This is a genomic window from Amycolatopsis sp. WQ 127309 (assembly GCF_023023025.1).
Taxonomy (GTDB): Bacteria; Actinomycetota; Actinomycetes; order Mycobacteriales; family Pseudonocardiaceae; genus Amycolatopsis.
Genome location: NZ_CP095481.1, coordinates 7,932,227 through 7,956,339, shown reverse-complemented (window position 1 = coordinate 7,956,339; position 24,113 = coordinate 7,932,227). Strand labels below are relative to the sequence as shown.

Sequence of the window (24,113 nt, the reverse complement as noted above, 5' to 3'; positions counted from 1 at the left end):
CCTTCGCGCGGACGCGGAAAAGCCGCCGTGCGAGGTCGGGGTCCTCGCACGGCGGCCGTGGTCACGCGGTGTCCTGCCTGGTCAGCTCGCCGGTTCGAACTCGCGGACCGAGTCGAGCGCGGCGCCCATCGCGGCGTTGCCCTCGCGTTCGATCATGATCTCCACCAGGACCGGACGGCTGGTGCGCTCGGCCTCCTTGCGGGCCCACTCCAGGGACGTCCGGATCTCCCCCGGCTCGTGCACGCGGGTGCCCGAGCAGCCGTAGGCCTCCATGATCTTCACGTTGTCCGTGCCGATCGCGTCGTAGTGGATGTCGACCTCGAAGTTCATGTCGTACCCGGTCTCGGCCTGGCGGATCAGGCCGAGGTACTCGTTGTTGAGCATGATCAGGACGAACCCGACGTCGTACTGAGCGGCGACGGCGAGCTCCTCGACCAGGAACTGGAACCCGTAGTCGCCGACGACACCCACGACCTCGGCCTCGGGCCGCGCCTTCTTGACGCCGATCGCGGCCGGGATCTCCCAGCCGAGCGGGCCGGCCTGGCCGCACACCTGGTAGTGACGCGGCTTGTGCGCCTTCTGGAACTGGCCCGACCAGATCTGGTAGAGCCCGATCGCCGTGACGAAGTAGGTGTCCTCGCCGAAGGTTTCGTTGATCTCCTTGAACACCCGGGGCGCCTTGATCGGCAGGCTGTCGAAGTCCTCCCGGCGGGGAAGCGCTTCCTTCAGCTCCGCGATCCGGCCGACCCACTCGCGCCGGGCCTTCAGCTCGCGCTTCTCCAGCGCCGCCAGCAGCGCGTCGAGGAACTCACCGGTGTCCGAGACGATCCCGAGGTCCGGGCCGAACACCTTGCCCAGCTGGGTCGGCTCGATGTCGACGTGGATGAACTTCCGGTCGCCGCGGTACACCGACAGCTCGCCGGTGTGCCGGTCGCCGAAGCGGGCACCGAGCGCCAGCACCAGGTCGGCTTCCAGGAAGGCGGCGTTCGCGTAGCGCTGCGACGTCTGGATGCCGGCCATCCCGGCGAACAGCTCGTGGTCCTCGGGGAAGCTCCCCTTGCCCATCAGCGTGACCTGCACCGGGACGTCGAGCCGCTCGGCCGCGGCCCGCAGCCGCTCGCTCGCCTCGCCGAGCACGACCCCGCCGCCCGCCAGGATCAGCGGCCGCTCGGCCGCCAGCAGCAGGTCGAGGGCGCGCTCGACGCGGGCGGGCGCCGGGCTGATCGTCGGGACCGGCAGCGCCGAGTCGATCGAGGAGTCCCACTCGATGTCCTGCTTCTGGACGTCGATCGGCAGGTCGATGAGCACCGGGCCGGGGCGCCCCGAGCGGGCGATCCGGAACGCCTCCCGGAAGATCCACGGCAGCTGCGCCGCCTCCTTGACCTGCACCGCCCACTTGGTGACCGGCTTGGCGATCTCGACGATGTCGACCGCCTGGAACGCCTCGGTGTGCAGCTTGTTCGAAGCCGCCTGCCCGGTGATGCAGATGATCGGGATCGAGTCCGCGTGCGCGGTGTAGAGGCCGGTGATCATGTTCGTGCCGGCCGGGCCGGACGTGCCGATCGCGACGCCGACGTTGCCGGTCGTGCGCGACCAGCCGTCGGCCATGTGCGTGGCCCCTTCTTCGTGCCGGACGATCAGGTGCTCGATCGCGCGGCCTTGTAGGGCGTTATACAGCGGCAGGATCGCGGCGCCGGGGCAGCCGAAGACGGTGTCGACGCCTTCGCTCTCCAGGACGTCGACGACCGCCTGCATGACGGGGATCCGGGGCATGTCACACCTCCGCCGGGACGCGGCCCGACAACTGTTCGACGACCTTGAGCAGGGCCGAGTGGTCCAGGGAGCCGTACCCCATGGCACGGCCGGCGGCGACGAGCTGGGCGACCAGGCCCGTCAGCGGGAGCGCGACGTCGGCCTGCCGGGCGGCGGCCAGCGCGATCCCCATGTCCTTGTGGTGCAGGTCGATCCGGAAGCCGGGCGCGAACTGGCGGTCCACCATGGACTTGCGCTTGAGCTCGAGGATCCGGCTGCCGGCCAGGCCGCCGGCGAGCACGTCGAGCCCGGTGGCGGCGTCCACTCCGGACGCTTCCAGCAGCACGATCGCCTCGGCGACCAGGCCGTAGATCCCGCCCACCACGAGCTGGTTGGCGGCCTTCACGACCTGGCCGGCGCCGTGCGGACCGACGTGCACGATGGTCTTGCCGAGCGCCTCGAACAGCGGCTTCGCGGCGGCGAAGTCTTCTTCGGAGCCGCCGACCATGATGGACAGCGCGGCCTGCTCGGCGCCGGCCTGGCCACCGGACACAGGCGCGTCGAGCACGCGGATCCTCTTGTCCCGCGCGACGTTCGCGACCTCGATCGACGTCTCGGGCCGGATGGTGCTCATGTCGATCAGCAGCGTGCCGGGCGCGGCGGTGGCGAGGACCCCGCCGTCGCCGAGCGCGACCGCTTCGACCTGCGGGTGGTTCGGCAGCATCGTGATCACGACCTCCGCCCCGGCCACCGCGTCGGCCACGTCGCCGGCGGCGCGCCCGCCGGCGGCCTGCAGCTTCTCGCCGGCCGCGGCGGTGACGTCGAAGCCGCTGACGTCGTGCCCGGCCGCGACCAGGTGCGCGGCCATCGGCGCGCCCATCACGCCCAGTCCGATGAATCCCAGTTTCATGCTCGTCCCCTTCGGGTGATCGGCAGCCAGTCCAGCGAGGCGAGGGTGCCGGGTTCCGGGACGTACTCGATCCCGACGAACCCGGCGTAGCCCGCTTTTTGCAGCCTCAGCAGGTGGCCGCCGAGGTCGACGGTCCCGGTGCCGGGCTGGTGGCGCCCGGGCGCGTCGGCGATCTGCACGTGCCCGATCCGGGCGATGTGGGTCGTCGACAAGGCGTCCAGGTCGTCGCCGTTGACTGCCAGGTGGTACAGGTCGGCCAGCAGCCGCACGTTGCCGCGCCCGAGGTCGTCGAGCACGGCCACGGCGTCCGCGGCGGTCTTGAGCGGGTAGCGGTCCGCGCCGGAGAGCGGTTCGAGGACCAGCTGCGCGCCGATCTTCGCCGCGCCTTCGGCCGCGTTCGCGAGGTTGACCAGCGCCAGGTCGTCCTGCTTGGCGGGGTCTTCGCCGTCGAGCCGGTTGCCGTAGAGTGCGTTGAAGCTGCGGCACCCGGTGCGTTCGGCGATGCCGAGCGCGACGACGAGACTGTCGGCGAACTCGGCTTCCCGGCCGAGCCACGACACCAGGCCCCGCTCCCCCGCCGCCATGTCGCCGGCGTAGAAGTTCAGCCCGCGCAGCCGGACACCCGCGTTTTCGAGCGACGCGACGAAGGCGTCGACCTCGTCCCCTGCCGGGACCGCCACGTCGAACGGCCACCAGTACTCGACGTCGGTGAAGCCCGCCGCGCGCGCCGCTCCCGCCCGGTCGAGCAGCGGTACCTCCTTGAACAGGATCGACAGGTTGGCGACGTACGGCAGGGTGTGCCCCTCTTCTGGCATCGTGTCCTCAAATTTCGCTATCCGGAATTTTTCTTTCGCATATCGAGAATAGCTCGCGACCTGCACTGAGGTCAACGGGTGCCGGCCCGCCCTCGATCGCGGCGCGGCAGGGATCCTCAGCGCTTCTCGCGGCCGTATTCCAGCCGGACGCGGCGCGCGTACGCCTAGGAGCCGTCCACATCGGACCCGGGCGCCAACGGGCGCCGGGTGCTCAGTACCGCCGACGCGCCCGTCGCCGGGGCGAGCCGTTCGGTCACCGGCGGGTCGCCGGCTTGGAACGCCAGCGCCGCGGGGGCTTCTTCGCAGGCGCCGAGGCACGGGCTGCGCAGCCACATGACCCCGGCGACCGCCTTCCCCGCGGCGCCGACGTGCTCGGCGAGGACGTCGCACACGGTGTCCGCTCCGGCGTCCCGGCAGGCGACGTCCGTGCACACGCGCAGCTGCCGTCCCGGGCGCTCCGCCAGCGAGAACCGCGGGTGAGCGTGAGCGACCTCCGCCACCTCGGCCGGCCGTACCCCCAACGCCGACGCGATGAGACTCAGGGCGTGCGGGCTGATCCAGCCGATCCGGTCGGTGACCGCGTGCAGGACGGGCAGCAGCTGGTCGCAACCGGCGAACCCGCCGATCACCTCGCGTTCCTCGCGGGCCTGCCGGACGTCGGGGAATTCGACGGTCATCCGACCGGGACCGGGGCGTTGACCGTGCGGTCGAGCAGGCCGACGGCGGCGTGGACGTGCCGTAGCGCGGGTGCCGCGACGCCGGTCAGCTCGGCCAGCTCGACGACGGCGCCGATGATCGCGTCGATCTCCAGGGGCTTGCCGGCTTCGAGGTCCTGCAGCATCGACGTCTTGTGGTGGCCGACGCGCCAGGCGCCGTCGATGCGCCTCTCCACCGACACCTGCGGATCACTGCCCGCCGCGCGGGCGATCTCCAGCGCTTCGGTCATCATCGTGGCGACCAGCGCGCGGGTGTCGTCGTGCTCGCACATCTGCGCCATGGTCGCCCGGGTCAGCGCCGAGAGCGGGTTGAACGCGACGTTGCCCATCAGCTTGACCCAGATGTCGTTGCGCAGCGCGGGTTCCACCGGCGCCTTGAGGCCGCCGGCGACCATCGCCGCGCTCAAGTCCGTGCAGCGCGCGGAGATCTCGCCGTCCGGTTCGCCGAGGGAGAACCGGGTGCCTTCCAGGTGCCGGATCACGCCGGGTTCCTCGATCACCGTCGAGCAGTAGACGACGCAGCCGATCGCGCGACGCAGCTCCAGCACGGCCGTCACCGCGCCGCCCGGGTCGACGGTTTCGACGCGGCGGCCTTCGAGCGGATGTCCCTTCAGGCCGTGGAAGTACCACCACGGGATGCCGTTCTGCGCGGCGACGACGGCCGTCTCCGGGCCCAGCAGCGGCGCGAGGAGCGGGCCGCTGCCGGCGTAGGAATTCGCTTTCAGGCCCAGGAAGACGAAGTCGACCTCGCCGACTTCGCCCGCGTCGTCCGTGACGTGCGGGTGCGCGATGAAGTCGCCGCGCGGACTGAGCACGCGGACGCCGTGCTCGCGCATCGCCGCGAGGTGGGCCCGCCGGGCGATCAGGTGCACCTCGGTCCCGCCGCGGTGCAGCGCGGCCCCGACGTAGGCGCCGATCGCCCCGGCTCCGAGAACAGCCACCTTCATGATGCGCCTCCCACTCCGGTCGAGCACGTGATTGCATACAGTATCCTGAATCCACAATTGGAACCAGGTTTGCCACCCAGGCGGTGCAGCGAAGCGTGACAATCCGGCACAACCGGTCATTTCCGCTGGTGGCCGCTGATCCACATCGACCGAAAACGCCCGCTCCGGGTGAGATTCCGGGATTTTGCATACCAAAACCTGTATCCTGAAAGCAGACAGCCGTGTTCCACTCCGTCTCGAGGTGTCCCGTGAGCCAGCCCGCTTCCCCGCTCCCCGATCGCGGCCCGACCGGCCGCCGCACGGCCAAGGGCGCGCTCGGCTCGACCCGCGCCAAGCGCGTCGAGCGACCGGCTCCGCTGCGTCAGGTCGTCTACGAGGCCCTCGCCGAGCTGATCATCAACCGCACCCTCGAACCCGGGCAGCACCTGGTCGAAGCCGACCTGGCCGAGTACCTGGGCGTCAGCCGCCAGCCCGTCCGCGAGGCCCTGCAGCGGCTGCAGAGTGAAGGCTGGGTCGACCTCCGCCCCGCGCAGGGCGCGTTCGTGCACCTGCCCACCGACGAAGAGGCCGACCAGCTGCTGAGCGTCCGCAGCGTGCTGGAGACGCACTCCGCGAAGCTCGCCGCCGGCCGGGCCACCGCGGACGACGTCAAACGCCTGTGGGAACTGCAGAACGTCGGCGTCAAGGCGCTCAAGGCCGAAGACACCGAAGGCCTGGTGGCGGCCAACGCCGCTCTCCACGCGTTCATCACCGAGCTGTCCGGCAACGCCGTCCTGGCGGAACTGATCGGCCTCGTCGACCGGCGGGTTCGCTGGTACTACACGCCGATCGCCCGGCCCCGTGGGCAGGACGCCTGGCACGAGCACGAAGAGCTGATCACCGCGATCGCGATGGAGGACGAGGAAGCGGCCGAGAAGATCATGACCAAGCACACCGAACGGACCCGCCAGGCCTACCACGAACGTCCGGACGCGCCCCGGTCCTGATGTCCGCAGGACCGGGGCGCGAGATACCGGATCAGCCGCCGGTAGCGGCGGAAGGTCGCGCCACCAGCTCGGTTTCGGCGAGCTGGTGGTGCGTCCGCTTGGGCTGGCGCAGGAAGAGCGTCAGCACCGCGGACAGCAGCGCGATGCACCCGGCGAGGATGTACGCACCCGTGTAGCCCCACGCGCTGATGACCCCCGCGGCGAGGCCACCACCGCCGACGCCGCCGATCAGTTTCGCGCTGTAGACCAGGCCGTAGTTCGACGCGTTGTTGTTCTCGCCGAAGTAGTCCGGCACGAGCGCGGCGAACAGCGGGTAGAACGCCCCGCCGCCGAACCCGGTCAGGAACGCGAACACCATGAACAGCACCAGGTTGTGCGTGTTGCCGGCGTACATCACGCCGAACTGCGCACCACCGGCGATCACCAGCACGACGGTGAGCGTCTGCCGCCGGCCGATCCGGTCCGACACCCAGCCGACCACGGCGCGGCCGGTGCCGTTGACGATCGAGAGCACCCCGGCCGACGACGCCGCGACGAACGCCCCGAACCCGCTCTCCTTGGCGAAGGGCACCTGGAAGTTGATGCCGAACAGCGAAACCCCGCCGATGATCACCAGGCACACCCACATCAGCGGGAGCATGCCGGTCCGGATCGCCTCCATCGGGGAGAACTGCTTCACCGCGGGCGGGTTCTTGGCCAGGCCGCCGCTCTTGGTCCGCCGGTTCGCGGCCCAGTTCTTCGGGTCGACCTCCTGGGGCCACCAGCTCTTCGGCGGGTCCTTGAACAGGAACCCGCAGACCCCGACGACCAGCAGCATGTAGACGCCGATGACGTCGAGGATCACCGTGTAGTTTGTCGGCGTCAGGAACGCGGCGAACACGTAGATGAACGGGACAGCGCCGTAGGCGAACCCGCCGTTGACGAAGCCCGTCCTCGCACCCCGTTTCTCGGGGTACCACTTGCCGACCATGTTGATGCAGGTCGCGTACACCAGCCCGGCCCCGGTCCCGCCGAGCACGGCGTAGCCGATGAAGGCCACGGCCAGGTTGCCGCTGTGGGAGATGGTGAAGTAGCCGATGCCGCTGCACACCGCGCCGGCCAGCATGGCCGTCTTCGCCGACATGATGTTCTTCTCGCGCAGCCGGCCCGCCGGGAACGCGACGCCGGCCTGGAACACGGCCCAGATGCTGGCCAGCCAGAACGCGTCGCTGAGCGACCAGCCGTACTTCTCTTCGAGGGTGCCTTCGACGGCGCCCCAGCCGTATTCGAAGACACTGACCGCCATCATGGCGATCCAGGGCAGCCACACCATCCAGCTTCGCGAACGCCCCATGATGTCCTGCGGCGTCTCGCCTACTCGGTAGACCCGTCCGTTCTCGTCAACGATCTCCTGGTACGTCGCTGCGGTCATAAGAGTTCTCTTTCGTCACCGTTGACTCATGTCCCTCTGCGTGCCGTCGTGCGGTGGATCTTCGTCCTTTCCTGGTTGTGGGAACAGCCCCTGTGGAGGTACTTCAAAGCAGTCCCGCGGCCCGGGCCCAGCGGTACTTCGCGCCGAGCACCGCGACCGGCTTCTCGGTCGTGTACGGGTAGGCCACGACCCCGTGCTGGTAGAGGTAATCGCTGGCTTCCTCGACTTCGACGTCACCCGAGAGCGACGCGACGACGGGCTTGTGGATGCCCTTCGCGCGGTACTCGGCGACGACCTCGGAAACCAGCTCGGCGAACACCATGGGCGGGGTGACGATGGTGTGCCAGTAGCCCAGGATCAGGGCGTGGATGCGGTCGTCCTCGAGGCCCAGCGCGATCGTGTTGCGGTAGGTCGAGGGCGGCTCGCCGCCGGTGATGTCCACCGGGTTGCCCGCCGCGCCGAACGGCGGGATGAACTTCCGGAACGCCGTGTCGAGGTCCGGCGGGATCTCCATCAGGCTCAGGCCGTTGTCGACGCAGGCGTCCGAGAGCAGCACGCCGGAGCCGCCCGCACCGGTGATGATGACGACGTTCTCGCCCTTCGGCGTCGGCAGCAGCGGGATGCCCCGGGCGTACTCGAGCATGTCGTTCAGCCCCGGTGCCCGGATGACGCCGCTCTGGCGCAGGATGTCGTCGTAGACCTTGTCGTTCCCGGCCAGCGCGCCGGTGTGGGAACTCGCCGCCTTCGCACCCTGCGACGTCCGGCCCGCCTTGAGCACCACGACCGGCTTGCGCCGTGACACCCGCTTCGCCGTCTCCGCGAACGACCGGCCGTCCTTGAGGTCTTCGAGGTGCATGGCGATGAGCTCGGTGTGCTCGTCCTGCTCGAAGAAGGTGAGCAGGTCGTCCTCGTCGATGTCGGCCTTGTTGCCCACGCCGACGATCGAGGACACGCCCATCTTCGCCGAGCGGCTGAACCCGAGGATCGCCATCCCGATGCCGCCGCTCTGCGACGAGAGCGCCACGCCTCCTTTGACGTCGTAGGGCGTGCAGAACGTCGCCGACAGGTTCTCCGGCGTGTAGTAGTAGCCGTAGATGTTCGGCCCGAGCACGCGGACGCCGTGCTTGCGCGCGATCGCCACGACCTCGTCCTGCAGCGCGATGTTGCCGGTCTCGCCGAAGCCGGACGGGATGAGGATCGCGCCGGCGACGCCCTTCGCGCCCGCCTCCTCCAGCGCGGCCGCGACGAACTTCGCCGGGATGGTGAAGATCGCGACGTCGACGTCACCGGGGACGTCGACGATGCTCGCGTAGGCCTTGCGGTCGAGGATCTCGGTGGCCTTGGGGTTGATCGGGTGGATCTCCCCCGCGTAGCCGCCGTTGACCAGGTTCTTCATCACCGAGTTGCCGATCTTCCCGGCCTCGGCGGACGCCCCGATCACCGCGATCGACGCCGGTTTCATGATGCGCGTCATCGACGCGAGGATCTCCTCCTGGGTGAACCGGACCGGCTCCTTCGCCGCGTCCGGGTCGACCAGGATCCGGACATCGACGGCGGTGGCGCCGGACGGCGTCGCGAGCACCGGGTTGAGGTCCACTTCGGACAGCTGGGGGAAGTCGGTGACCAGCTGCCCGAGGGCGTGGATCACCCCCGACAGCGCGTCCCGGTCGACCGGTTCGGCGCCGCGGACCCCGCGCAGGATCTCCGCGGCCTGGATGCCGTCGAGCATCGAAAGCGCTTCCTCGGTGCTGGTCGGCGCCAGCCGGAACGTCACGTCCTTGAGCACTTCCACGAGCACGCCGCCGAGGCCGAAGGCGACGATCTTGCCGAACGTCGGGTCCGTGACCGACCCGATGATCACCTCCTGGCCCTCGGTGAGCATCCGCTGCACCTGGACGCCGAGGATCTCCGCGTCGGCGTTGTACGCGTGCGCGTTTTCGATGATCTTCGCGAACCCGGCCGACACCGATTCGGGATCGGTGAGGCCCACGAACACACCGCCGGCCTCGGTCTTGTGCAGGATGTCCGGGGAGACGATCTTGAGCACCACCGGCAGCCCGATCTCCAGCGCCTGCGTCACGGCTTCCTCGGCCGTGGCCGCCAGCCGCTCGGCCGGCGTCGGGATGCCGTACGCCTCGCACACCGCACGCCCCTCGGGCGCGGTCAGCGAAGACCGTCCCTCGGCCGCCGCCTGCTCGAGGATCTTCTCGACCGCCGCGCGATCCGCCACTCAGATCACCCCGGCCGAACGGAGCTTGTCCAGCTCGGCTTCGCCGTAACCGAGTTCGCCGAGCACTTCGTCGGTGTGCTCGCTCAGCAGCGGCGAGCGTTCGATCTCGACGGGCGAGTCGGACAGCTTGAGCGGACAGCCGACGGTCTTGAAGCTGCCCCGCTCCGGGTGCGCGACCTCGACGACGGAGCCGAGCGCGGCGAGGGTCTCGTCCTCGATCAGCTCCTGCGTCGACAGGATGGGCCCGCACGGGATGCTGTGCGCGTTGAGCGCCTCCATCACCTCCCACTTGGTGTGCGTCTCGGTCCACTCCTCGACCAGCGCGAACACCTTGTCCAGTTTGGACAGCCGGACTTCCGGAGTGGACCAGGCCGGGTCTTCGGCCAGCTCGGGTTTGCCGAGCAGCCGGGTGAGCGGGGCCCAGCCGACGGGCTGGATGATCACGTAGATGTAGTCGTTCGGCCCGCCCGGCGCGCACTTCACCGCCCAGCCCGGCTGGCCGCCGCCGGACGCGTTGCCCGAGCGCGGGACCTCGTCGCCGAAGTGGTCGTTCGGGTATTCGCCGAGCGGCCCGTGCGCCAGCCGCTGCTGGTCGCGCAGCTTCACCCGGCACAGGTTGAGCACGGCGTCCTGCATGGCGACCTGGACGCGCTGGCCGCGGCCGGTGGACGTCCGCTGGTACAGCGCGGCGAGGATGGCGGCCACCAGGTGGATGCCGGTGCCGGAGTCGCCGATCTGCGCGCCGGTCGCCGTCGGCGGGCCGTCCTCGAAGCCGGTGGTGCTCATCGCGCCGCCCATGGCCTGCGCGATCACCTCGTAGGCCTTGAAGTCGGCGTAACGGCCGGGACCGAACCCCTTGATGGAGGCGTAGATCAGCCGCGGGTTGAGCGCGGCCAGCTTCTCCCACGGGTAGCCGAACCGGTCGACGACACCCGGGCCGAAGTTCTCGACCAGGACGTCCACACCGGAGACGAGCTTTTCGAAGACTTCCTTGCCCTCGTCGCTCTTCATGTTGAGGGTGATGCTGCGCTTGTTGGCGTTCAGCATCGTGAAGTAGAGGCTGTCCACCCCGGGCAGGTCGCGCAGCTGGCCGCGCGTGATGTCGCCCCGGCCGGGGGTTTCCAGCTTGATCACGTCCGCGCCGAGCCAGGCGAGCAGCTGCGTGGACGACGGACCGGACTGCACGTGCGTCATGTCGAGGACACGGACGCCCTCCAGTGCCTTACCCATCTTGTCTCCGCTCACTTGTACATGGTCTGGTTCATGGTTCCGGGGGCGTACACGTCCGGGTCGACCCAGACGTTGATCAGCGACGGCTTGCCCGACTCGCGGGCCCGCTGCAGCGCCGGCGCGATGCCGGCCGGGTCGCGGACCTCTTCGCCGTACCCGCCGAGCATCCGGGCGAACTCGTCGTACCGGACGTCGCCGAGGGTGTTGCCGACGCGCTCGCGGGGCAGGCCGTACTTCGCGGCCTGGCCGTAGCGGATCTGGTTCATCGACGAGTTGTTGCCGACGATCCCGACGAACGGCAGGTCGAACCGCACGAGCGTCTCGAAGTCCCAGCCGGTGAGGCTGAACGCGCCGTCGCCGAACAGGGCGACGACCTCCTTGTCGGGCCGGGCGTGCTTGGCGGCCAGCACGAACGGGATGCCGACGCCGAGTGTCCCGAGTGGACCGGGGTCCATCCAGTGACCGGGCGACTTGGGCTGGACGACCTGGCCGGAGAACGTGACGATGTCGCCGCCGTCGCCGATGTAGATCGAGTCCTCGGTGAGGAACTCGTTGATCTCGTGGACGAGGCGGTACGGGTGGATCGGCGTCGCGTCGGAGTGCTGCAGCGGCAACCGCTTCTGCTTCGCCTTCTCCTCCACGGCCTGGAGTTCCTCGAGCCAGACCTTGCGCCCGACCGAGCCGTTGTCGGTGCGGGCGGACGCGGCCTCGGCGACCGCGGCGAGGACCTGGCCGGCGTCGCCGACGATGCCGAGGTCGATGTCCCGGTTCTTCCCGACGGTCCGGTAGTCCAGGTCGATCTGGACGACGGTGGCGTCCGGGGACAGCCGCTTGCCGTAGCCCATCCGGAAGTCGAACGGGGTGCCGACGATGACGATGACGTCCGCGTTGTCGAAGGCGTACCGCCGGGAGAGCTGGAAGTGGTGCGGGTCGCCCGGCGGGAGCGTGCCGCGGCCGGCACCGTTCATGTACGCCGGGATGTTCAACGTGCGCACCAGGTCCACGGCGGGCGTCGTCGCGCGGGTCGTCCAGACCTGGCTGCCTAGCAGGATCGCCGGTTTCCTGGCGTGCACCAGCATGTCGGCCAGCTTCTCGATGTCGGCGGGGTCACCCGCGTTGCGCGTGGACGCGCGGTAGCGGCCGGCTTCGGGGATGCGCGCCTTCTCCAGGGGGACGCGCGCGTCGAGGACGTCGCGCGGGATCTCCAGGAACGACGGCCCGGGCGCGCCGGCGTAGGCCTCGCGGAACGCCATCGACACCAGGTCGGCGACGCGGGCGGTGTGCGGCACGGTGGCGGCGAACTTGGTGATCGGCGTCATCATGTCCACGTGCGGGAGGTCCTGCAGGGACCCCATCTTGTGCTGGGTGAGCGCGCCCTGGCCGCCGATCAGCAGCATCGGGCTCTCCGCGCGCAGGGCGTTGGCGACGCCGGTGACCGCGTCGGTCGTGCCGGGCCCGGCGGTGACGACCGCGCAGCCCGGCTTGCCGGTGATCCGCGCGTAGCCGTCGGCCGCGTGGGCGGCGACCTGCTCGTGCCGGACGTCGATGACCTTGATGCCCTCGTCGACGCAGCCGTCGTAGATGTCGATGATGTGGCCGCCGCAGAGCGTGAAGATGGTGTCGACGCCTTCGGCCTTGAGGGCCTTGGCCACCAGGTGGCCGCCCGAGATTTCCGCCGGCGCGGGTTCGGCGCCGTTCGTCGCCCGGGCGCTCTCCCCCGCGGTGGTGCCTGTGGTTGTCATTCGCTCGACTCCTCTGGTCCACGCCGGGTCTTCTCTGACCCGGTGATTCGCTCGTCGCCGCTCCCCCGGTCCGCTTTTCGGGGGTTCCGGGTGGCGGAGCCCCCGGCCCGGGCCGAAGGTCCGGTTGTTACAGCCAGGTCAGCGGCCTCTTCGCGGCAGACTGTAGATTGCATACCGTATGGGGTAGGCATATAGTCACCCTTCTAGCAGCCCGTGTCCAGGCCCATCCGCAGGGATTTTCGCCAGCCCCGCGGGGTGCGATCGCCTGCCCGGACACGGCGGACCTCCTTGCCCTGCAGCGCCGCGGAAGGACGCCCCCGCATGGACCTCTTCGAACACGAAGCCCGAGATCTCTTCGAGAAACACGGCGTGCCCGTCCCCCGCGGCCGCGTCGCCGCCGATCCCGCCGCCGCCCGCGACGCCGCCGTGTCTCTCGGCGGCCCGGTGGTGGTCAAGGCCCAGGTGAAGACGGGCGGCCGCGGCAAGGCGGGCGGCGTCCGCGTCGTGCGCGCGGCCGACGACGCCGAGCAGGCCGCCGACGACATCCTCGGCATGGACATCAAGGGGCACACCGTGCACCGGGTGCTCGTCACCGAGGCGAGCGAGATCGCCGAGGAGTACTACGTCTCGTTCCTGCTCGACCGCGCCGGCCGCACGTTCCTGGCCATGGCGTCGACCGAGGGCGGCATGGAGATCGAGGAGGTCGCCGCGACGAAACCCGAAGCGCTGCTACGGGTTCCGGTGGACGCCGTGCGCGGAGTGGACGCTGCCGCGGTGGCCGAAGCCTTCCCGGCCGACGTCCGGGAGGAGGCCGCGGAGGTCGTCCAGAAGCTGTGGGACGTCTTCGTCGCCGAAGATGCGACGCTCGTCGAGGTCAACCCGCTGGCCCGCACCACCACCGGGATCGTCGCCCTGGACGGCAAGATCACCCTCGACGACAACGCGGACTTCCGCCGCTCGGTGTCGTTCGACGACCCGCATGACGGCGACCCGCTGGAACGGGCGGCCCGGGAGAAGGGCCTCAACTACGTCAAGCTGGACGGCGACGTCGGCGTGATCGGCAACGGCGCCGGGCTCGTCATGTCCACATTGGACGTCGTCGCGGCGGCCGCCGCGGACGTCGGCGCGCGCGGCCCGGCGAACTTCCTCGACATCGGTGGCGGCGCCTCGGCCGAGGTGATGGTCGCCGGGCTGACCGTGATCCTCGGCGACCCGCAGGTCCGCAGCGTGTTCGTCAACGTCTTCGGCGGTATCACCGCCTGCGACGCCGTCGCGACCGGGATCGTGCGCTCGCTGGAGGTCCTCGGCGAGCGGGCCACGAAACCGCTCGTCGTGCGGCTCGACGGCAACAACGTGGCCGAGGGCAGGCGGATCCTCGACCAAGCCGCGCACCCGCTGGTCACCGTGGTGGCCACCATGGACGACGCCGCGCGCGAAGCGGCGAAGCTCGCGATCGCGGAGGTCTGACCCGTGGCCATCTTCCTGGACGAGAACAGCCGGATCGTCGTCTCGGGCATCACCGGCACCGAGGGCGCGAAGCACACCGCGCGGATGCTCGCCGCCGGGACGAACGTCGTCGGCGGGGTGAACCCGCGCAAAGCCGGGCAGCACGTGGAGATCGCGGGTTCGACGCTGCCGGTCTTCGGCAGCGTCGCCGACGCGATGGCCGGGACCGGCGCCGACGTCTGCGTGCTGTTCGTGCCGCCGCCGTTCGTCGAAGGCGCCGTCGTCGAAGCCGTCGACGCCGGGATCGGCCTCGCGGTGGTGATCACCGAAGGCGTCCCGGTGCACGACACCGCGCGGCTGTGGGCGCACGCCGTCGCCGCGGGCGGGCGGACCCGGATCATCGGGCCGAACTGCCCCGGCGTCATCTCCCCCGGCAGGTCCAACGCCGGGATCATCCCCGCCGACATCACCGGGCCGGGGCGGATCGGGCTCGTCTCGAAGTCCGGCACGCTGACCTACCAGCTCATGCACGAGCTGCGCGACATCGGCTTCTCCACGTGCGTCGGGATCGGCGGCGACCCGATCATCGGGACGACGCACATCGACGCCGTCGAGGCGTTCGAGAAGGACCCGGACACCGACCTGATCGTGCTGATCGGCGAGATCGGCGGTGACGCCGAAGAGCGGGCCGCGGAGTACGTGCGCGCCCACGTGTCCAAGCCGGTCGTGGGTTACGTCGCGGGCTTCACCGCGCCCGAAGGCAGGACCATGGGCCACGCGGGCGCGATCGTGTCCGGCTCGTCCGGCACGGCCGAGGCGAAGAAGACGGCGCTGGAGGCGGCCGGGATCCGCGTCGGCCGGACGCCGAGCGAGACCGCGGCCCTCGCCCGCGAAATCCTCGGCTGATGTCGGCGAGACCGCGGCTCGGCCTGGCGGTGCTCGCGTGCATGGACGCGAGGATGAACGTCTACCGCCTGCTCGGGCTCCAGGAGGGTGACGCGCACGTCATCCGCAACGCCGGTGGCGCCGTCACCGACGACGCCATCCGGTCGCTGACCGTCAGCCAGCACCTGCTCGGCACCCGCGAGATCGTGCTGCTGCACCACCACGACTGCGGGATGCGCACCTTCACCGACACGGAGTTCGCGCGGCGGCTGGAAGAACGCACCGGGATCCGGCCGGGCTGGGCAGCGGAGTCGTTCACCGACCCGGCCCAGGACGTCCGCCAGTGCATCGCGCGGCTGCGGGCCAGCCCGTTCCTGCCGCACACCGGCGCGGTGCGCGGGTTCGTCCTCGACGAGCGGACCGGCGTGCTGGACGAGGTGACGTGATGGACCTGCGCCAGCTCGCGGTCGTGGTCGCGGTCGCCGAGGAAGGCGGCTTCACCGCGGCCGCGCTGCGCCTGCACACCGTGCAGTCGACGGTGTCCACCGTCGTGCGGGCGCTGGAACGCGACCTCGGCACGCCGCTGTTCCACCGCACCACGCACCGCGTGGCGCTGACGCCCGCCGGCGAGGCCTTCGTGCCCGCCGCGCGGGCGGCCCTCGAAGCGGTGGAACGCGCCCGCGCGGCGATCTCCCCCGTCCACGGCCGGGTCCGGCTGGGCCTGGTCCCCGGGTTGCTGCTCGACCTGCACCGGGTCCTTTCCGCGTTGCGGCAGGCGCATCCGGGCCTCGTCGTCGAGGTCCGCCAGCTGCCGGCGGACCGGCTGGAGTGCGCGCTCACTGAGTCCACAGTGGACATCGCGCTGGCGGTGTTCACCGGGCCCGGGTTCGCCGATCCACGGGACACGACCGCACCGGGCTCGGCTCGGGTGGGCTCGGATCCGCGTCGCCGCCGGATTCCGGCGGCCTGGTCACCACTCCCCTGGCGTGTGAAGAACTCGTCCTCGCCACCGCCCCCGGCGGCTCCCGCTCCGCGCCCGGTGACCTGTCCGGGCTCTCGCTCGTCGACTTCCCGGCCGGGTGGGCGATCCGGGAGGTCGTCGACCGCGCGTTCGCCGACCGCCGCGTCAGCCTGGAGGCCGACGACCTCACCGCCGCGGCTTCGCTGGTGCGGGCCGGGCTGGCCGCCTGCGTTCTGCCGGCGTCGGCCGCGGCGCGGTTTCCCGAGGTCACCGCGCGGCGGTTCGCCGCTCCCCCGCTCTGGCAGCTCGCCGCGACCCACCGCGAGGAGCCGCCGGCGCCCGTCGCCGCCGTGCTCGCTCACCTAGGCTGAACCCATGCTGCTGCGCCAGCTCGAATACCTCGTCGCGCTGGCCCGCGAGGGACACTTCGCCCGGGCCGCGGAGGCGTGCCACGTGTCCCAGCCGTCGCTCTCGGCCGGGATCCGGAAGCTCGAACGCGAGCTCGGCACCCAGGTCGTCCAGCGCGGCGCGCGGTACGCCGGGTTGACGCCCGAAGGCGAGCGCGTCCTGGTGTGGGCGCAGCGGATCCTGGCCGAGCGCGACGCGCTCAACGAGGACCTCTCGACGATGCGCGACAGTCTCTCGGGGGTGCTGCGCGTCGGCGCCATCCCCACCGCGCTCACCGCCATGTCGATGCTCACCGCGCCCTTCTGCGAGCGGCACCCGCACGCCCGGGTGACGCTGGAGTCGTTGTCCTCCGACGAGATCGCCCGCCGGCTGACCGCGTTCGAGCTCGACGCCGGACTGACCTATGTGGACGAAGAACCACCGCACGGGCTGCGCTGTGTCCCGCTCTACGAGGAGCGGTACCTGCTGCTGACGCCGTCCGACGGTGAGCTGGCCGGACGCCGGCTGGTGCGCTGGGCCGAGGTCGCCACGCTGCCGCTGTGCCTGCTCATGCCGCACATGCGCAACCGCCGCGTGCTCGACGCGCTGTTCGCCGAGGCCGGCGCCACCGTCGTGCCGGCGATCGAGACGGACACCGTTTCCGCGCTCTACTCCCACGTCGCCACGCACCACTGGTCGAGCGTCATCTCCCACGCCTGGCTGCACCTGTTCGGTGTGCCGCCGGGCATGCGGGTGGTGCCGCTCGAAACGCCGTCGCGATCGCACCGGATCGGCCTGGTGGTGACGGCGGGTTCGCCCGAGCCCATCCTCGCCCGCGCGCTGCTGGAGGTCGTCCGCGGCGTCGACGTCCGCGGCACCCTCGACGCGCTGCTGCACCGGCACCTCGCCGAACAGGCCCGATAGCCGGTGCCTATCCCGGGATAGAAACCTTCACGTTGACCCGCTCGCGCGCGCGGAGGACGGTGAAAGTACTTGTCCCGCAACAAAAAACTGGAGTGTGACGCCGTGGCAAAGGTGCTGTGCGTGCTCTACGACGACCCGGTGGACGGCTACCCGAAGACCTACCCGCGTGACGACCTGCCGCACCTGGACGGCTACCCCGGCGGCCAGACCCTGCCCACCCCGCAGGGTGTGGACTTCACCCCCGGGCAACTGCTCGGCAGCGTCTCCGGTGAGCTCGGGCTGCGGAAGTTCCTGGAGTCGCGGGGACACACGCTCGTCGTCACCTCCGACAAGGACGGCGAAGGCTCGGAGTTCGACCGCGAGCTCGCCGACGCCGAGATCGTGATCTCCCAGCCGTTCTGGCCCGCCTACCTCACCCCCGAGCGGATCGCCCGGGCGCCGAAGCTGAAGCTGGCCGTCACGGCCGGGATCGGCTCGGACCACGTCGACCTCGACGCGGCCATCGCCCACGGCGTCACGGTCGCCGAAGTCACCTACTGCAACAGCATCAGCGTCGCCGAGCACGTCGTGATGATGATCCTCTCGCAGGTGCGCAACTACCTGCCGGCGCACCAGGTCGTGCTGGACGGCGGCTGGAACATCGCCGACTGCGTCGCGCGCTCCTACGACGTCGAGGGCATGCACATCGGCACGGTCGCGGCCGGGCGGATCGGCACCGCCGTGCTGCGGCGGCTGGCGCCGTTCGACGTCCACCTGCACTACACCGACCGGCACCGGCTGCCGGCCGAGGTCGAGCGGGAGCTGAACCTCACCTTCCACCCGAGTGCCGCGGAGATGGTGCCGCACTGCGACGTCGTGACGATCAACGCGCCGCTGCACCCGGAGACCGAAGGCCTGTTCGGCGACGAGCTGATCGCGTCGATGAAGCGCGGCGCGTACCTGATCAACACGGCGCGGGCGAAGATCGCCGACCGCGACGCCGTGGTCCGCGCGCTCGAGAGCGGCCAGCTGGCCGGGTACGCGGGCGACGTCTGGTACCCGCAGCCCGCGCCGGCCGACCACCCGTGGCGGACGATGCCGTACCAGGGCATGACCCCGCACATCTCCGGGTCGTCGCTCTCGGCGCAGGCGCGCTACGCGGCGGGGACGCGCGAGATCCTGGAGGACTACTTCGGGGGATCGCCGATCCGCGACGAGTACCTGATCGTCGACGGCGGCAAGCTCGCCGGCACCGGCGCGCACTCCTACTCGACGCGCTGAGCCCGCGTCCGGTGGGCGGGGAGGTCCCCGCCCACCGGGCCTACGCCGCGGGCAGCAGGGACTTCGGCCGGCCGGGCTGGGTGAGACGGCCGGTGAGCAGCGCCCCGGCGAGGCTCAGCACCCCGGCGACGGCGAACGCGCCCAGCAGGCCGACCGCGGCGAGCCCGACCCCGACGACGGCGCCGACGGCCTTGGCGCTGTACAGGATCCCGAAGTTCTGCAGGGCCGACTCTTCCCCGAAGTACTCGCGGACCAGACCGACCAGCAGCGTGTAGCAGCAGCCGTTGCCGAGCCCGGCCAGCATGACGCCGAGCAGCAGGCCGACGGCGTGGCGGTGCTCGCCCGAGTAGTACAGGACGAACTGCGCGACCCCGCCGGCGAGCAGGGCCAGGCGCAGGATCCGGCGGCGGCCGAGCCGGTCGGCGAGCCGTCCGATGAGCAGCCGGCCGGACCCGGTGGCCGCGGCGAGCAGGGCCAGCGCGGCGGCGGCGAGGCCGGGTCCGCTGCGCTCGGCGACGAACGTCGCCAGGTACGCGAGGTCGAACAACAGCACCGCGGCGGCGAGCACAACGACGAGGTACAGCGCGAGGGTGGTGCCGCAGCGGAACAGTTCGGCGGGCCGGTAGTGCCGGATCGCCGGGTGCCGGTTGTGCGTCCTGTCCAGGGCCCACGCGCGCGGCTCCGGCGTCGCGGGCCACCAGTGCCGCGGCGGGTAGCGCAGCAGGGCGCCGCACCCGGCGATCACGACGAGCACCACGGCGGCGGTCGCGTCGAGCAGCACCGGGCGGACGTCCGGCAGCAGGGCGGCCAGCACGACGAAAGGCACGCTCCCCCAGGCGAAGGCGCCGCTGACGACACCCGCGCTCGGGCCGGAGCGGTCCGGGAACCAGGCCAGCACGGCGCCGACGCAGGTGGCGTAGACGAGGCCGGTGCCGAGGCCGCCGAGCACGGAGTAGCCGAGGAACACGGTGAGCAGGCTGCCGGCGTGCCCGAGGGTGACCAGCCCGGCGGCGCACAGGACCGCGCCGAGCGTCATCGCGGCGGGCGCGGGCAGTGTGCCGCGTTCGCGCAGCCACGCGGCGGGGAAGGCGATCCCGGCCTGACAGACGGCCCACAGCGCGAAGGTGAGGACGATCGCGCCGAACGTCCAGCCGTGCGCCCGGCTCAGCTCGGGCACGATCGCGCCGAAGCCGTACTGCTGCACCCCGGCGGCGAGCATCCCCGCCGCGGCGAGCCAGGTGATCCGGCCGCGCGGCCGGCCGAGCAGCTCGAGGTCGGTCTCCCCGACCCGGTACCGGCGTCCGTAGACGTCCCGGAGCTCGCGGACTTGGGACATCACGACCACCACCCGTTTCGACTGCTGATTGTATGCAGTATGGAGTAGTCCGAGTGTGCGCCCTCGACGGCGGCGATGTCCACCCACCGGACCCGTTCGGCGGTCCGCACTGCGAATTTCGCGAGCAGGAGGCGCCGCGAGCACGGGTTTCGGTGCGGTGCGGGGATTCCGGGGTGGCCCGCGCCTGGCGCCGGGCGGAAAGGCGGCCCGGTGGCCATCGAGGGAGGAGGCGGCCACCGGGCCGGTGCTCCGGCGCGGTACCGGCCGCGTTGGAGCACTGACAGTCTGGCCAGCGGAGACCCCCTCCGACAAGCCTTTGGGCACCTGGGAAGTGCCGGTTTTCCAGCCGATCATCGCAGGCCGGACCGGCAGGGGGTCCGATGTGGTCACGCCGAGGAAGCAGCAGACTTCAGTCCGACACGACGGCCGGAGCGGGGCGCCGAAAGGGGCGCGACTCAGGAGCGGGGGTTTGACGACGGTCGTCTCGGCCTGCAGCGACACTCGGTCGGCTGGGCGCTCAACCTGCCGACCGGACACCATCGCGCCGGACTCTCTCGGCCTGCAGCGGCAACTCGATCGACGGACCGCTCAGGTTGCCCACCGGACACCTCGGCCCGGGCTCTCTTCGACCTACAGCAGCAACTCGGTCGGCGGAACACTCAGCCTGCCGATCGGCACCCATGGCGCCGGACTCCTCGCCCTACAACGGCAACTCGATCGGCGAGGCGCTCAACTTGCCGACCGGGCGCCATCGCGCCGGATCCACCTCGGCCTGCAGCAGCAACTCGATCAGCGGAACACTCAGCCTGTCGGCCGGGCGCCATCGCGGCGGACCCTCCACGGCCAGCAGCAACAACTCGATCGGCAGAACGCCCAACCTGCCCGCCGAGCGCCATCGCGCCGGACTCATCTCGGCCTTACCGCAGCAACTCGGTCGACGGAGCGTTCTGCTTGCCGACCAGGCACCGTCGCACTGGACTCTTCTTAGTCTGCAGCCGCAACTCGATCGGAGGAGCCCCCAGCTCGCCTGCAGGGCGTCATCGCGCCGGACCTGCCTCGGCCTACAGCAGCACTGGTCGGCGGGGCACTCAGCTCATCCGCCGGGCGCCATCGGCCCGGACCCTCCTCGGCCTGCAGCGGCAACCCCGATCAGCGGCACGCTCAAGTTGCCTGCCGGGCGCCATCCTGCCGGGCTTTCTCGGCCGACCGGCTTGCGAGCCGGACCGAACGACTTGCCCGTTGCTCAACTCAATCATCCAGCGGGATGAGACAAGCAGTTCGCCGGGTGCCTACCGGGATCCGCGCTGCTGGCAACGCTTCTCCAGGCCGGCACCCGGCGTCCGGAACTTCCTCGACGCGACCACGCCTCGGGTGGCCGGCGCCCCAGGCGCCGGACCCCTTGCGCAGCACGGGATCCGCGTCAGGCCTTCTTGCGGGTTGCGCGCTTGCGAGCCGGCTTGGCTTCTGCCGGTTCGGCCGCCGCGGCCTGGTGTTCCTCGAAACCGGCGATGATCTCGCTGGAGAGGCGGCCGCGCTCGGCTACCTCGTAGCCGTTGTCCTGCGCCCACTCCCGGATCTGCCGGTTGCGCTCGCGGTCGGTGCCCGAGCCCGACGCGCCCGTCAGCGACTGGCCCGTCGCGAGGCGGACCTTGCGGCCGCCGATGCGCCGTGCGGCGCCGACGTAGCGGGCGAGCTCGTCCCGCAGCGCCGAAGCGTTCTCCTCGGAGAGGTCGATCTCGAAGCTCACCCCGTCGAGGGCGAAGGGGACGGTCTGGTTCGCCTCGCTCCCGTCGAGGTCGTCCACCATCTCGACGTGCACCCGTTGCGCCATGGTTCGTCGTTCCTCATCTTCTCCAGAACACGGTCGGACAGACCCTAACCTGTCGAATCCCGTCAAGCACGCGGGGCGTCCACAATGGCCGCTCGGGCGCCGGGGCCGCCCGCGTACAGACGTGATCGCAACCTAGTCGAAATGGGCGTGATCTTGTAGACTTTTTGTTTTCGTGATATGGTCGAAATCAAATCGGTACCGTTGCGGCATGACTTCGCCCGATTCCCCCGGCAATGCGCCCGGTGTCAGCCGCACGGCGTTCACGGCGGCCGCCGCACGGGCCGCACATTTGCTCGTCGACGCCGCACCGCCCCTCTTCTCGGACCCGCTCGCCGCGCCGCTGCTCGGCGCCCGCGCGGAGGAACTGCTGGCGTATCACCGGCTCCACGGCAGCCACCCGGTCCTCGCCGGCGCGCGAGCCGAGGCCGTCTGCCGCAGCCGGTTCGCCGAAGAGCGTCTTCTGCGCGCCAATTCCGGTATATACCAGTATGTGATTCTCGGCGCCGGACTCGATTCGTTCGCTTATCGGACACCGCCCGGCCGGTTCCGCGTGTTCGAGGTCGACCGGGCCGCGACCCAAGCGGCCAAACGCGCACTCCTGGAAGCCGCGGGCATCACCGAGCCGCCGTCGGTGGTCTTCGTCGCGGTCGACTTCGAAACCGACACGCTCGCCGACCGGCTCGTCCAGAGTGGACTCGACCCGCGCCGTCCCGTGTTCGTCAGCTGGCTCGGCGTCACCATGTACCTGACCAGGGCGGCGATCCTGACGACCTTGACCGAGCTCGGCGGCCTCGCCCCCGGCTCGGAAATCGTGGCCGACCACCTGCTCCCCGCGGAACTGCGCGACGCGGCCGGAAACGGTTACGCCGAAGCCGTCGCGCCGATGGCCGCGGCAGAAGGTGAGCCCTGGCGGACGTTCCTCTCCCCCGCCGCCATGGCGGATCTCCTGCGCGGCACCGGTTTCGAAGTGATCGAACAGACCGGTCAGCGCGGCAGCGTGGGCACCGATGAGTGGAATCGCGACGACGCGCTGAAGCCGAGCCGGCTTTCCCACCTGACCCACGCGCGCATTCCCGCACCGCCCCGGGAAAGCTGCACACTTTCCCGACGCACCGTCGCGCTTCTCTGTCAATCGGGCAGCAGCGGCATCTCAGGCTCGGCCGGACGGCCCAGCAGAACCGCGCGGGTGACGGCCGCTTTCCCGAACCGGTCCCGCACCGAGTCCACGGCCGTGTCGAGCTGGGTGGCCCGCCGGCGTTCGAACGGGAGGGCCAGCTGGACGTGGTCGTCACCGGTCAGGTTGGACAGGGACGCGCCGAGCAGCGTGATCCCGCGGTCGGCGATCAGCGGCAGCGCGGCCTCCAGGAGCTCGCGCGCCGCGGCGAGCAGCCGGCCGGTGCCCTCGGTCGGCTCGGTCAGCGTGCACGAGCGCGTCGCCCGGGTGAAGTCGGCGAAGCGCAGGCGGATCGTCACCGTGCGGCAGATGCGGTGGGCGGCGCGCAGCCGCCGGGCGATGCGGTCGATCAGGGCCACGAGGACGACGTCGAGCTCGGCCGGGGTCCGCCGGCCGCGCCCGAGGGCCCGCTGGGCGCCGATCGACCGGCGCCGCACGCCGGTCTCGACGACGCGCGGGTCGCGGTTGTGCGCCAGCGCGTGCAGGTGCCGCCCGGCGCCGCGGCCCAGCAGGCCGGCGAGGTCCACCGGCTCGGACGCGGCCAGCTGGCCCACCGTGGTGATCCCGCACGCCCGCAGCTTCTCCTCGGTCACCTTCCCGACGCCCCACAGCGCCCCGACCGGCAGCGGGTGCAGGAACGCCAGCTCCGCGTCGTGCGGCACGACGAGCAGGCCGTCCGGCTTCGCCACCCGGCTGGCGACCTTGGCGAGGAACTTCGTCCGCGCGACGCCGACCGTGATCGGCAGCCCGGCCCGCTCGGCGACCGCTTGCCGCAGCCGCTCGGCGACCGCGCTCGGCCGTCCGGCGATCTTGGCCAATCCGCCGACGTCGAGGAAGGCCTCGTCGATGGAGATGCCCTCCACCAGCGGGGTGGTGTCGCGGAAGACCTCGAACACCGCCTTGCTCGCGGCCGAATAGGCGGACATCCGCGGCGGCACGACGACGGCGTGCGGGCACAGCCGCCGGGCCTGCGCGCCGCCCATCGCGGTGCGCACGCCGTAGGCCTTGGCCTCGTAACTCGCCGCCAGCACCACCCCGCCGCCGACGATGACCGGCCGGCCCTTCAGTCCCGGGTCGTCGCGCTGCTCGACCGACGCGTAGAAGGAGTCGAGGTCGGCGTGGAGGATGGGGCCCTCGGCGGTCATAGAACACATGTTCGCATACCCGCGC

20 protein-coding genes and 2 pseudogenes are annotated in these 24,113 nt (G+C 71.0%); 9 read left to right on the top strand and 13 right to left on the bottom strand.

Features of this window, described 5'->3' with window-relative positions:
* Window positions 1-81: 81 nt before the first annotated feature.
* From gcl to MUY22_RS35910, 5 genes are all read right to left on the bottom strand, one after another.
* Window positions 82-1,773 (bottom strand): glyoxylate carboligase, encoded by a 1,692-nt coding sequence (gene gcl / locus MUY22_RS35930; protein ID WP_256474743.1) that lies wholly within the window; start codon window positions 1,771-1,773, stop codon window positions 82-84.
* Window position 1,774: 1 nt separating this feature from the next.
* A complete protein-coding gene (locus MUY22_RS35925) occupies window positions 1,775-2,662 on the bottom strand; it encodes a 2-hydroxy-3-oxopropionate reductase (RefSeq protein ID WP_247051618.1) in 888 nt (295 codons plus the stop codon).
* Window positions 2,659-3,477: a hydroxypyruvate isomerase family protein gene (locus tag MUY22_RS35920; RefSeq protein WP_247051617.1), complete on the bottom strand. Its 819-nt coding sequence runs from the start codon at window positions 3,475-3,477 to the stop codon at window positions 2,659-2,661. The genes MUY22_RS35925 and MUY22_RS35920 overlap by 4 nt, the downstream gene beginning before the upstream one ends.
* A gap of 164 nt (window positions 3,478-3,641) precedes the next feature.
* A complete protein-coding gene (locus MUY22_RS35915) occupies window positions 3,642-4,154 on the bottom strand; it encodes an NAD(P)H-dependent oxidoreductase subunit E (protein WP_247051616.1) in 513 nt (170 codons plus the stop codon).
* Window positions 4,151-5,140, bottom strand: coding sequence for a 2-dehydropantoate 2-reductase (locus MUY22_RS35910; protein WP_247051615.1), 990 nt, complete (start codon window positions 5,138-5,140; stop codon window positions 4,151-4,153). The genes MUY22_RS35915 and MUY22_RS35910 overlap by 4 nt, the downstream gene beginning before the upstream one ends.
* A gap of 248 nt (window positions 5,141-5,388) precedes the next feature.
* Here MUY22_RS35910 and MUY22_RS35905 point away from each other — a divergent pair, with 248 nt between their 5' ends.
* Window positions 5,389-6,126, top strand: a complete 738-nt coding sequence (locus MUY22_RS35905) for a GntR family transcriptional regulator (RefSeq protein WP_305879325.1) — start codon at window positions 5,389-5,391, stop codon at window positions 6,124-6,126.
* A gap of 31 nt (window positions 6,127-6,157) precedes the next feature.
* On the opposite strand, the gene MUY22_RS35900 is transcribed toward MUY22_RS35905, so the two are convergent.
* The 4 genes from MUY22_RS35900 to MUY22_RS35885 form a co-directional block, all read right to left on the bottom strand.
* On the bottom strand, window positions 6,158-7,537 hold the full coding sequence (locus MUY22_RS35900; protein ID WP_247051614.1) for an OFA family MFS transporter: 1,380 nt from the start codon (window positions 7,535-7,537) through the stop codon (window positions 6,158-6,160).
* Between the two features lie 103 nt (window positions 7,538-7,640).
* On the bottom strand, window positions 7,641-9,767 hold the full coding sequence (locus MUY22_RS35895; protein ID WP_247051613.1) for an acetate--CoA ligase family protein: 2,127 nt from the start codon (window positions 9,765-9,767) through the stop codon (window positions 7,641-7,643).
* A complete protein-coding gene (gene frc / locus MUY22_RS35890; RefSeq protein ID WP_247051612.1) occupies window positions 9,768-10,997 on the bottom strand; it encodes a formyl-CoA transferase in 1,230 nt (409 codons plus the stop codon).
* Between the two features lie 11 nt (window positions 10,998-11,008).
* Window positions 11,009-12,739 carry a thiamine pyrophosphate-binding protein gene (locus MUY22_RS35885; protein WP_247051611.1) on the bottom strand — a complete coding sequence of 577 codons (1,731 nt, stop codon included), beginning with the start codon at window positions 12,737-12,739 and terminating at the stop codon, window positions 11,009-11,011.
* Window positions 12,740-13,060: 321 nt separating this feature from the next.
* Here MUY22_RS35885 and sucC point away from each other — a divergent pair, with 321 nt between their 5' ends.
* The 7 genes and pseudogenes from sucC (at window position 13,061) to MUY22_RS35850 (ending at window position 18,602) form a co-directional block, all read left to right on the top strand.
* On the top strand, window positions 13,061-14,206 hold the full coding sequence (gene sucC, locus MUY22_RS35880) for an ADP-forming succinate--CoA ligase subunit beta (protein ID WP_247051610.1): 1,146 nt from the start codon (window positions 13,061-13,063) through the stop codon (window positions 14,204-14,206).
* Window positions 14,207-14,209: 3 nt separating this feature from the next.
* Window positions 14,210-15,091, top strand: coding sequence for a succinate--CoA ligase subunit alpha (gene sucD / locus MUY22_RS35875; RefSeq protein ID WP_247051609.1), 882 nt, complete (start codon window positions 14,210-14,212; stop codon window positions 15,089-15,091).
* Entirely contained in the window at window positions 15,091-15,516 is a 426-nt protein-coding gene (locus MUY22_RS35870; RefSeq protein WP_305879324.1) for a carbonic anhydrase, read from the top strand. The genes sucD and MUY22_RS35870 overlap by 1 nt, the downstream gene beginning before the upstream one ends.
* A pseudogene (locus MUY22_RS35865) lies at window positions 15,516-15,641 on the top strand (LysR family transcriptional regulator); the annotation flags it as partial. The gene MUY22_RS35870 and the pseudogene MUY22_RS35865, both read left to right, overlap by 1 nt.
* 395 nt (window positions 15,642-16,036) lie before the next feature.
* Entirely contained in the window at window positions 16,037-16,402 is a 366-nt protein-coding gene (locus MUY22_RS35860; protein ID WP_371827705.1) for a LysR substrate-binding domain-containing protein, read from the top strand.
* A gap of 4 nt (window positions 16,403-16,406) precedes the next feature.
* Window positions 16,407-17,342 (top strand): LysR family transcriptional regulator, encoded by a 936-nt coding sequence (locus MUY22_RS35855; RefSeq protein ID WP_247051608.1) that lies wholly within the window; start codon window positions 16,407-16,409, stop codon window positions 17,340-17,342.
* Between the two features lie 102 nt (window positions 17,343-17,444).
* A complete protein-coding gene (locus MUY22_RS35850; protein WP_247051607.1) occupies window positions 17,445-18,602 on the top strand; it encodes an NAD-dependent formate dehydrogenase in 1,158 nt (385 codons plus the stop codon).
* A gap of 40 nt (window positions 18,603-18,642) precedes the next feature.
* Here the strand turns inward: MUY22_RS35850 and MUY22_RS35845 are convergent, their stop codons facing one another.
* The 3 genes from MUY22_RS35845 to MUY22_RS35835 form a co-directional block, all read right to left on the bottom strand.
* A complete protein-coding gene (locus MUY22_RS35845) occupies window positions 18,643-19,938 on the bottom strand; it encodes an OFA family MFS transporter (protein ID WP_247051606.1) in 1,296 nt (431 codons plus the stop codon).
* 700 nt (window positions 19,939-20,638) lie between these two features.
* Window positions 20,639-20,815 carry a hypothetical protein gene (locus tag MUY22_RS35840; RefSeq protein ID WP_247051605.1) on the bottom strand — a complete coding sequence of 59 codons (177 nt, stop codon included), beginning with the start codon at window positions 20,813-20,815 and terminating at the stop codon, window positions 20,639-20,641.
* 543 nt (window positions 20,816-21,358) lie between these two features.
* Window positions 21,359-21,769: an Lsr2 family protein gene (locus MUY22_RS35835; protein ID WP_247051604.1), complete on the bottom strand. Its 411-nt coding sequence runs from the start codon at window positions 21,767-21,769 to the stop codon at window positions 21,359-21,361.
* Window positions 21,770-21,977: 208 nt separating this feature from the next.
* Here MUY22_RS35835 and MUY22_RS35830 point away from each other — a divergent pair.
* Window positions 21,978-22,691, top strand: a pseudogene (locus MUY22_RS35830) (class I SAM-dependent methyltransferase); the annotation flags it as partial.
* A gap of 206 nt (window positions 22,692-22,897) precedes the next feature.
* Here the strand turns inward: MUY22_RS35830 and dinB are convergent.
* Window positions 22,898-24,088 (bottom strand): DNA polymerase IV, encoded by a 1,191-nt coding sequence (dinB, locus tag MUY22_RS35825; RefSeq protein ID WP_247051603.1) that lies wholly within the window; start codon window positions 24,086-24,088, stop codon window positions 22,898-22,900.
* Window positions 24,089-24,113 lie beyond the last annotated feature (25 nt).

Bases quoted from the DNA above. Each gene is read 5' to 3' on its own strand.
- gcl (WP_256474743.1), bottom strand. From the start codon at position 1,773: ATGCCCCGGATCCCCGTCATGCAGGCGGTCGTCGACGTCCTGGAGAGC.
- MUY22_RS35925 (WP_247051618.1), bottom strand. From the start codon at position 2,662: ATGAAACTGGGATTCATCGGACTGGGCGTGATGGGCGCGCCGATGGCC.
- MUY22_RS35920 (WP_247051617.1), bottom strand. From the start codon at position 3,477: ATGCCAGAAGAGGGGCACACCCTGCCGTACGTCGCCAACCTGTCGATC.
- MUY22_RS35915 (WP_247051616.1), bottom strand. From the start codon at position 4,154: ATGACCGTCGAATTCCCCGACGTCCGGCAGGCCCGCGAGGAACGCGAG.
- MUY22_RS35910 (WP_247051615.1), bottom strand. From the start codon at position 5,140: ATGAAGGTGGCTGTTCTCGGAGCCGGGGCGATCGGCGCCTACGTCGGG.
- MUY22_RS35900 (WP_247051614.1), bottom strand. From the start codon at position 7,537: ATGACCGCAGCGACGTACCAGGAGATCGTTGACGAGAACGGACGGGTC.
- frc (WP_247051612.1), bottom strand. From the start codon at position 10,997: ATGGGTAAGGCACTGGAGGGCGTCCGTGTCCTCGACATGACGCACGTG.
- MUY22_RS35885 (WP_247051611.1), bottom strand. From the start codon at position 12,739: ATGACAACCACAGGCACCACCGCGGGGGAGAGCGCCCGGGCGACGAAC.
- sucC (WP_247051610.1), top strand. From the start codon at position 13,061: ATGGACCTCTTCGAACACGAAGCCCGAGATCTCTTCGAGAAACACGGC.
- MUY22_RS35870 (WP_305879324.1), top strand. From the start codon at position 15,091: ATGTCGGCGAGACCGCGGCTCGGCCTGGCGGTGCTCGCGTGCATGGAC.
- MUY22_RS35855 (WP_247051608.1), top strand. From the start codon at position 16,407: ATGCTGCTGCGCCAGCTCGAATACCTCGTCGCGCTGGCCCGCGAGGGA.
- MUY22_RS35845 (WP_247051606.1), bottom strand. From the start codon at position 19,938: ATGTCCCAAGTCCGCGAGCTCCGGGACGTCTACGGACGCCGGTACCGG.
- MUY22_RS35835 (WP_247051604.1), bottom strand. From the start codon at position 21,769: ATGGCGCAACGGGTGCACGTCGAGATGGTGGACGACCTCGACGGGAGC.
- dinB (WP_247051603.1), bottom strand. From the start codon at position 24,088: ATGACCGCCGAGGGCCCCATCCTCCACGCCGACCTCGACTCCTTCTAC.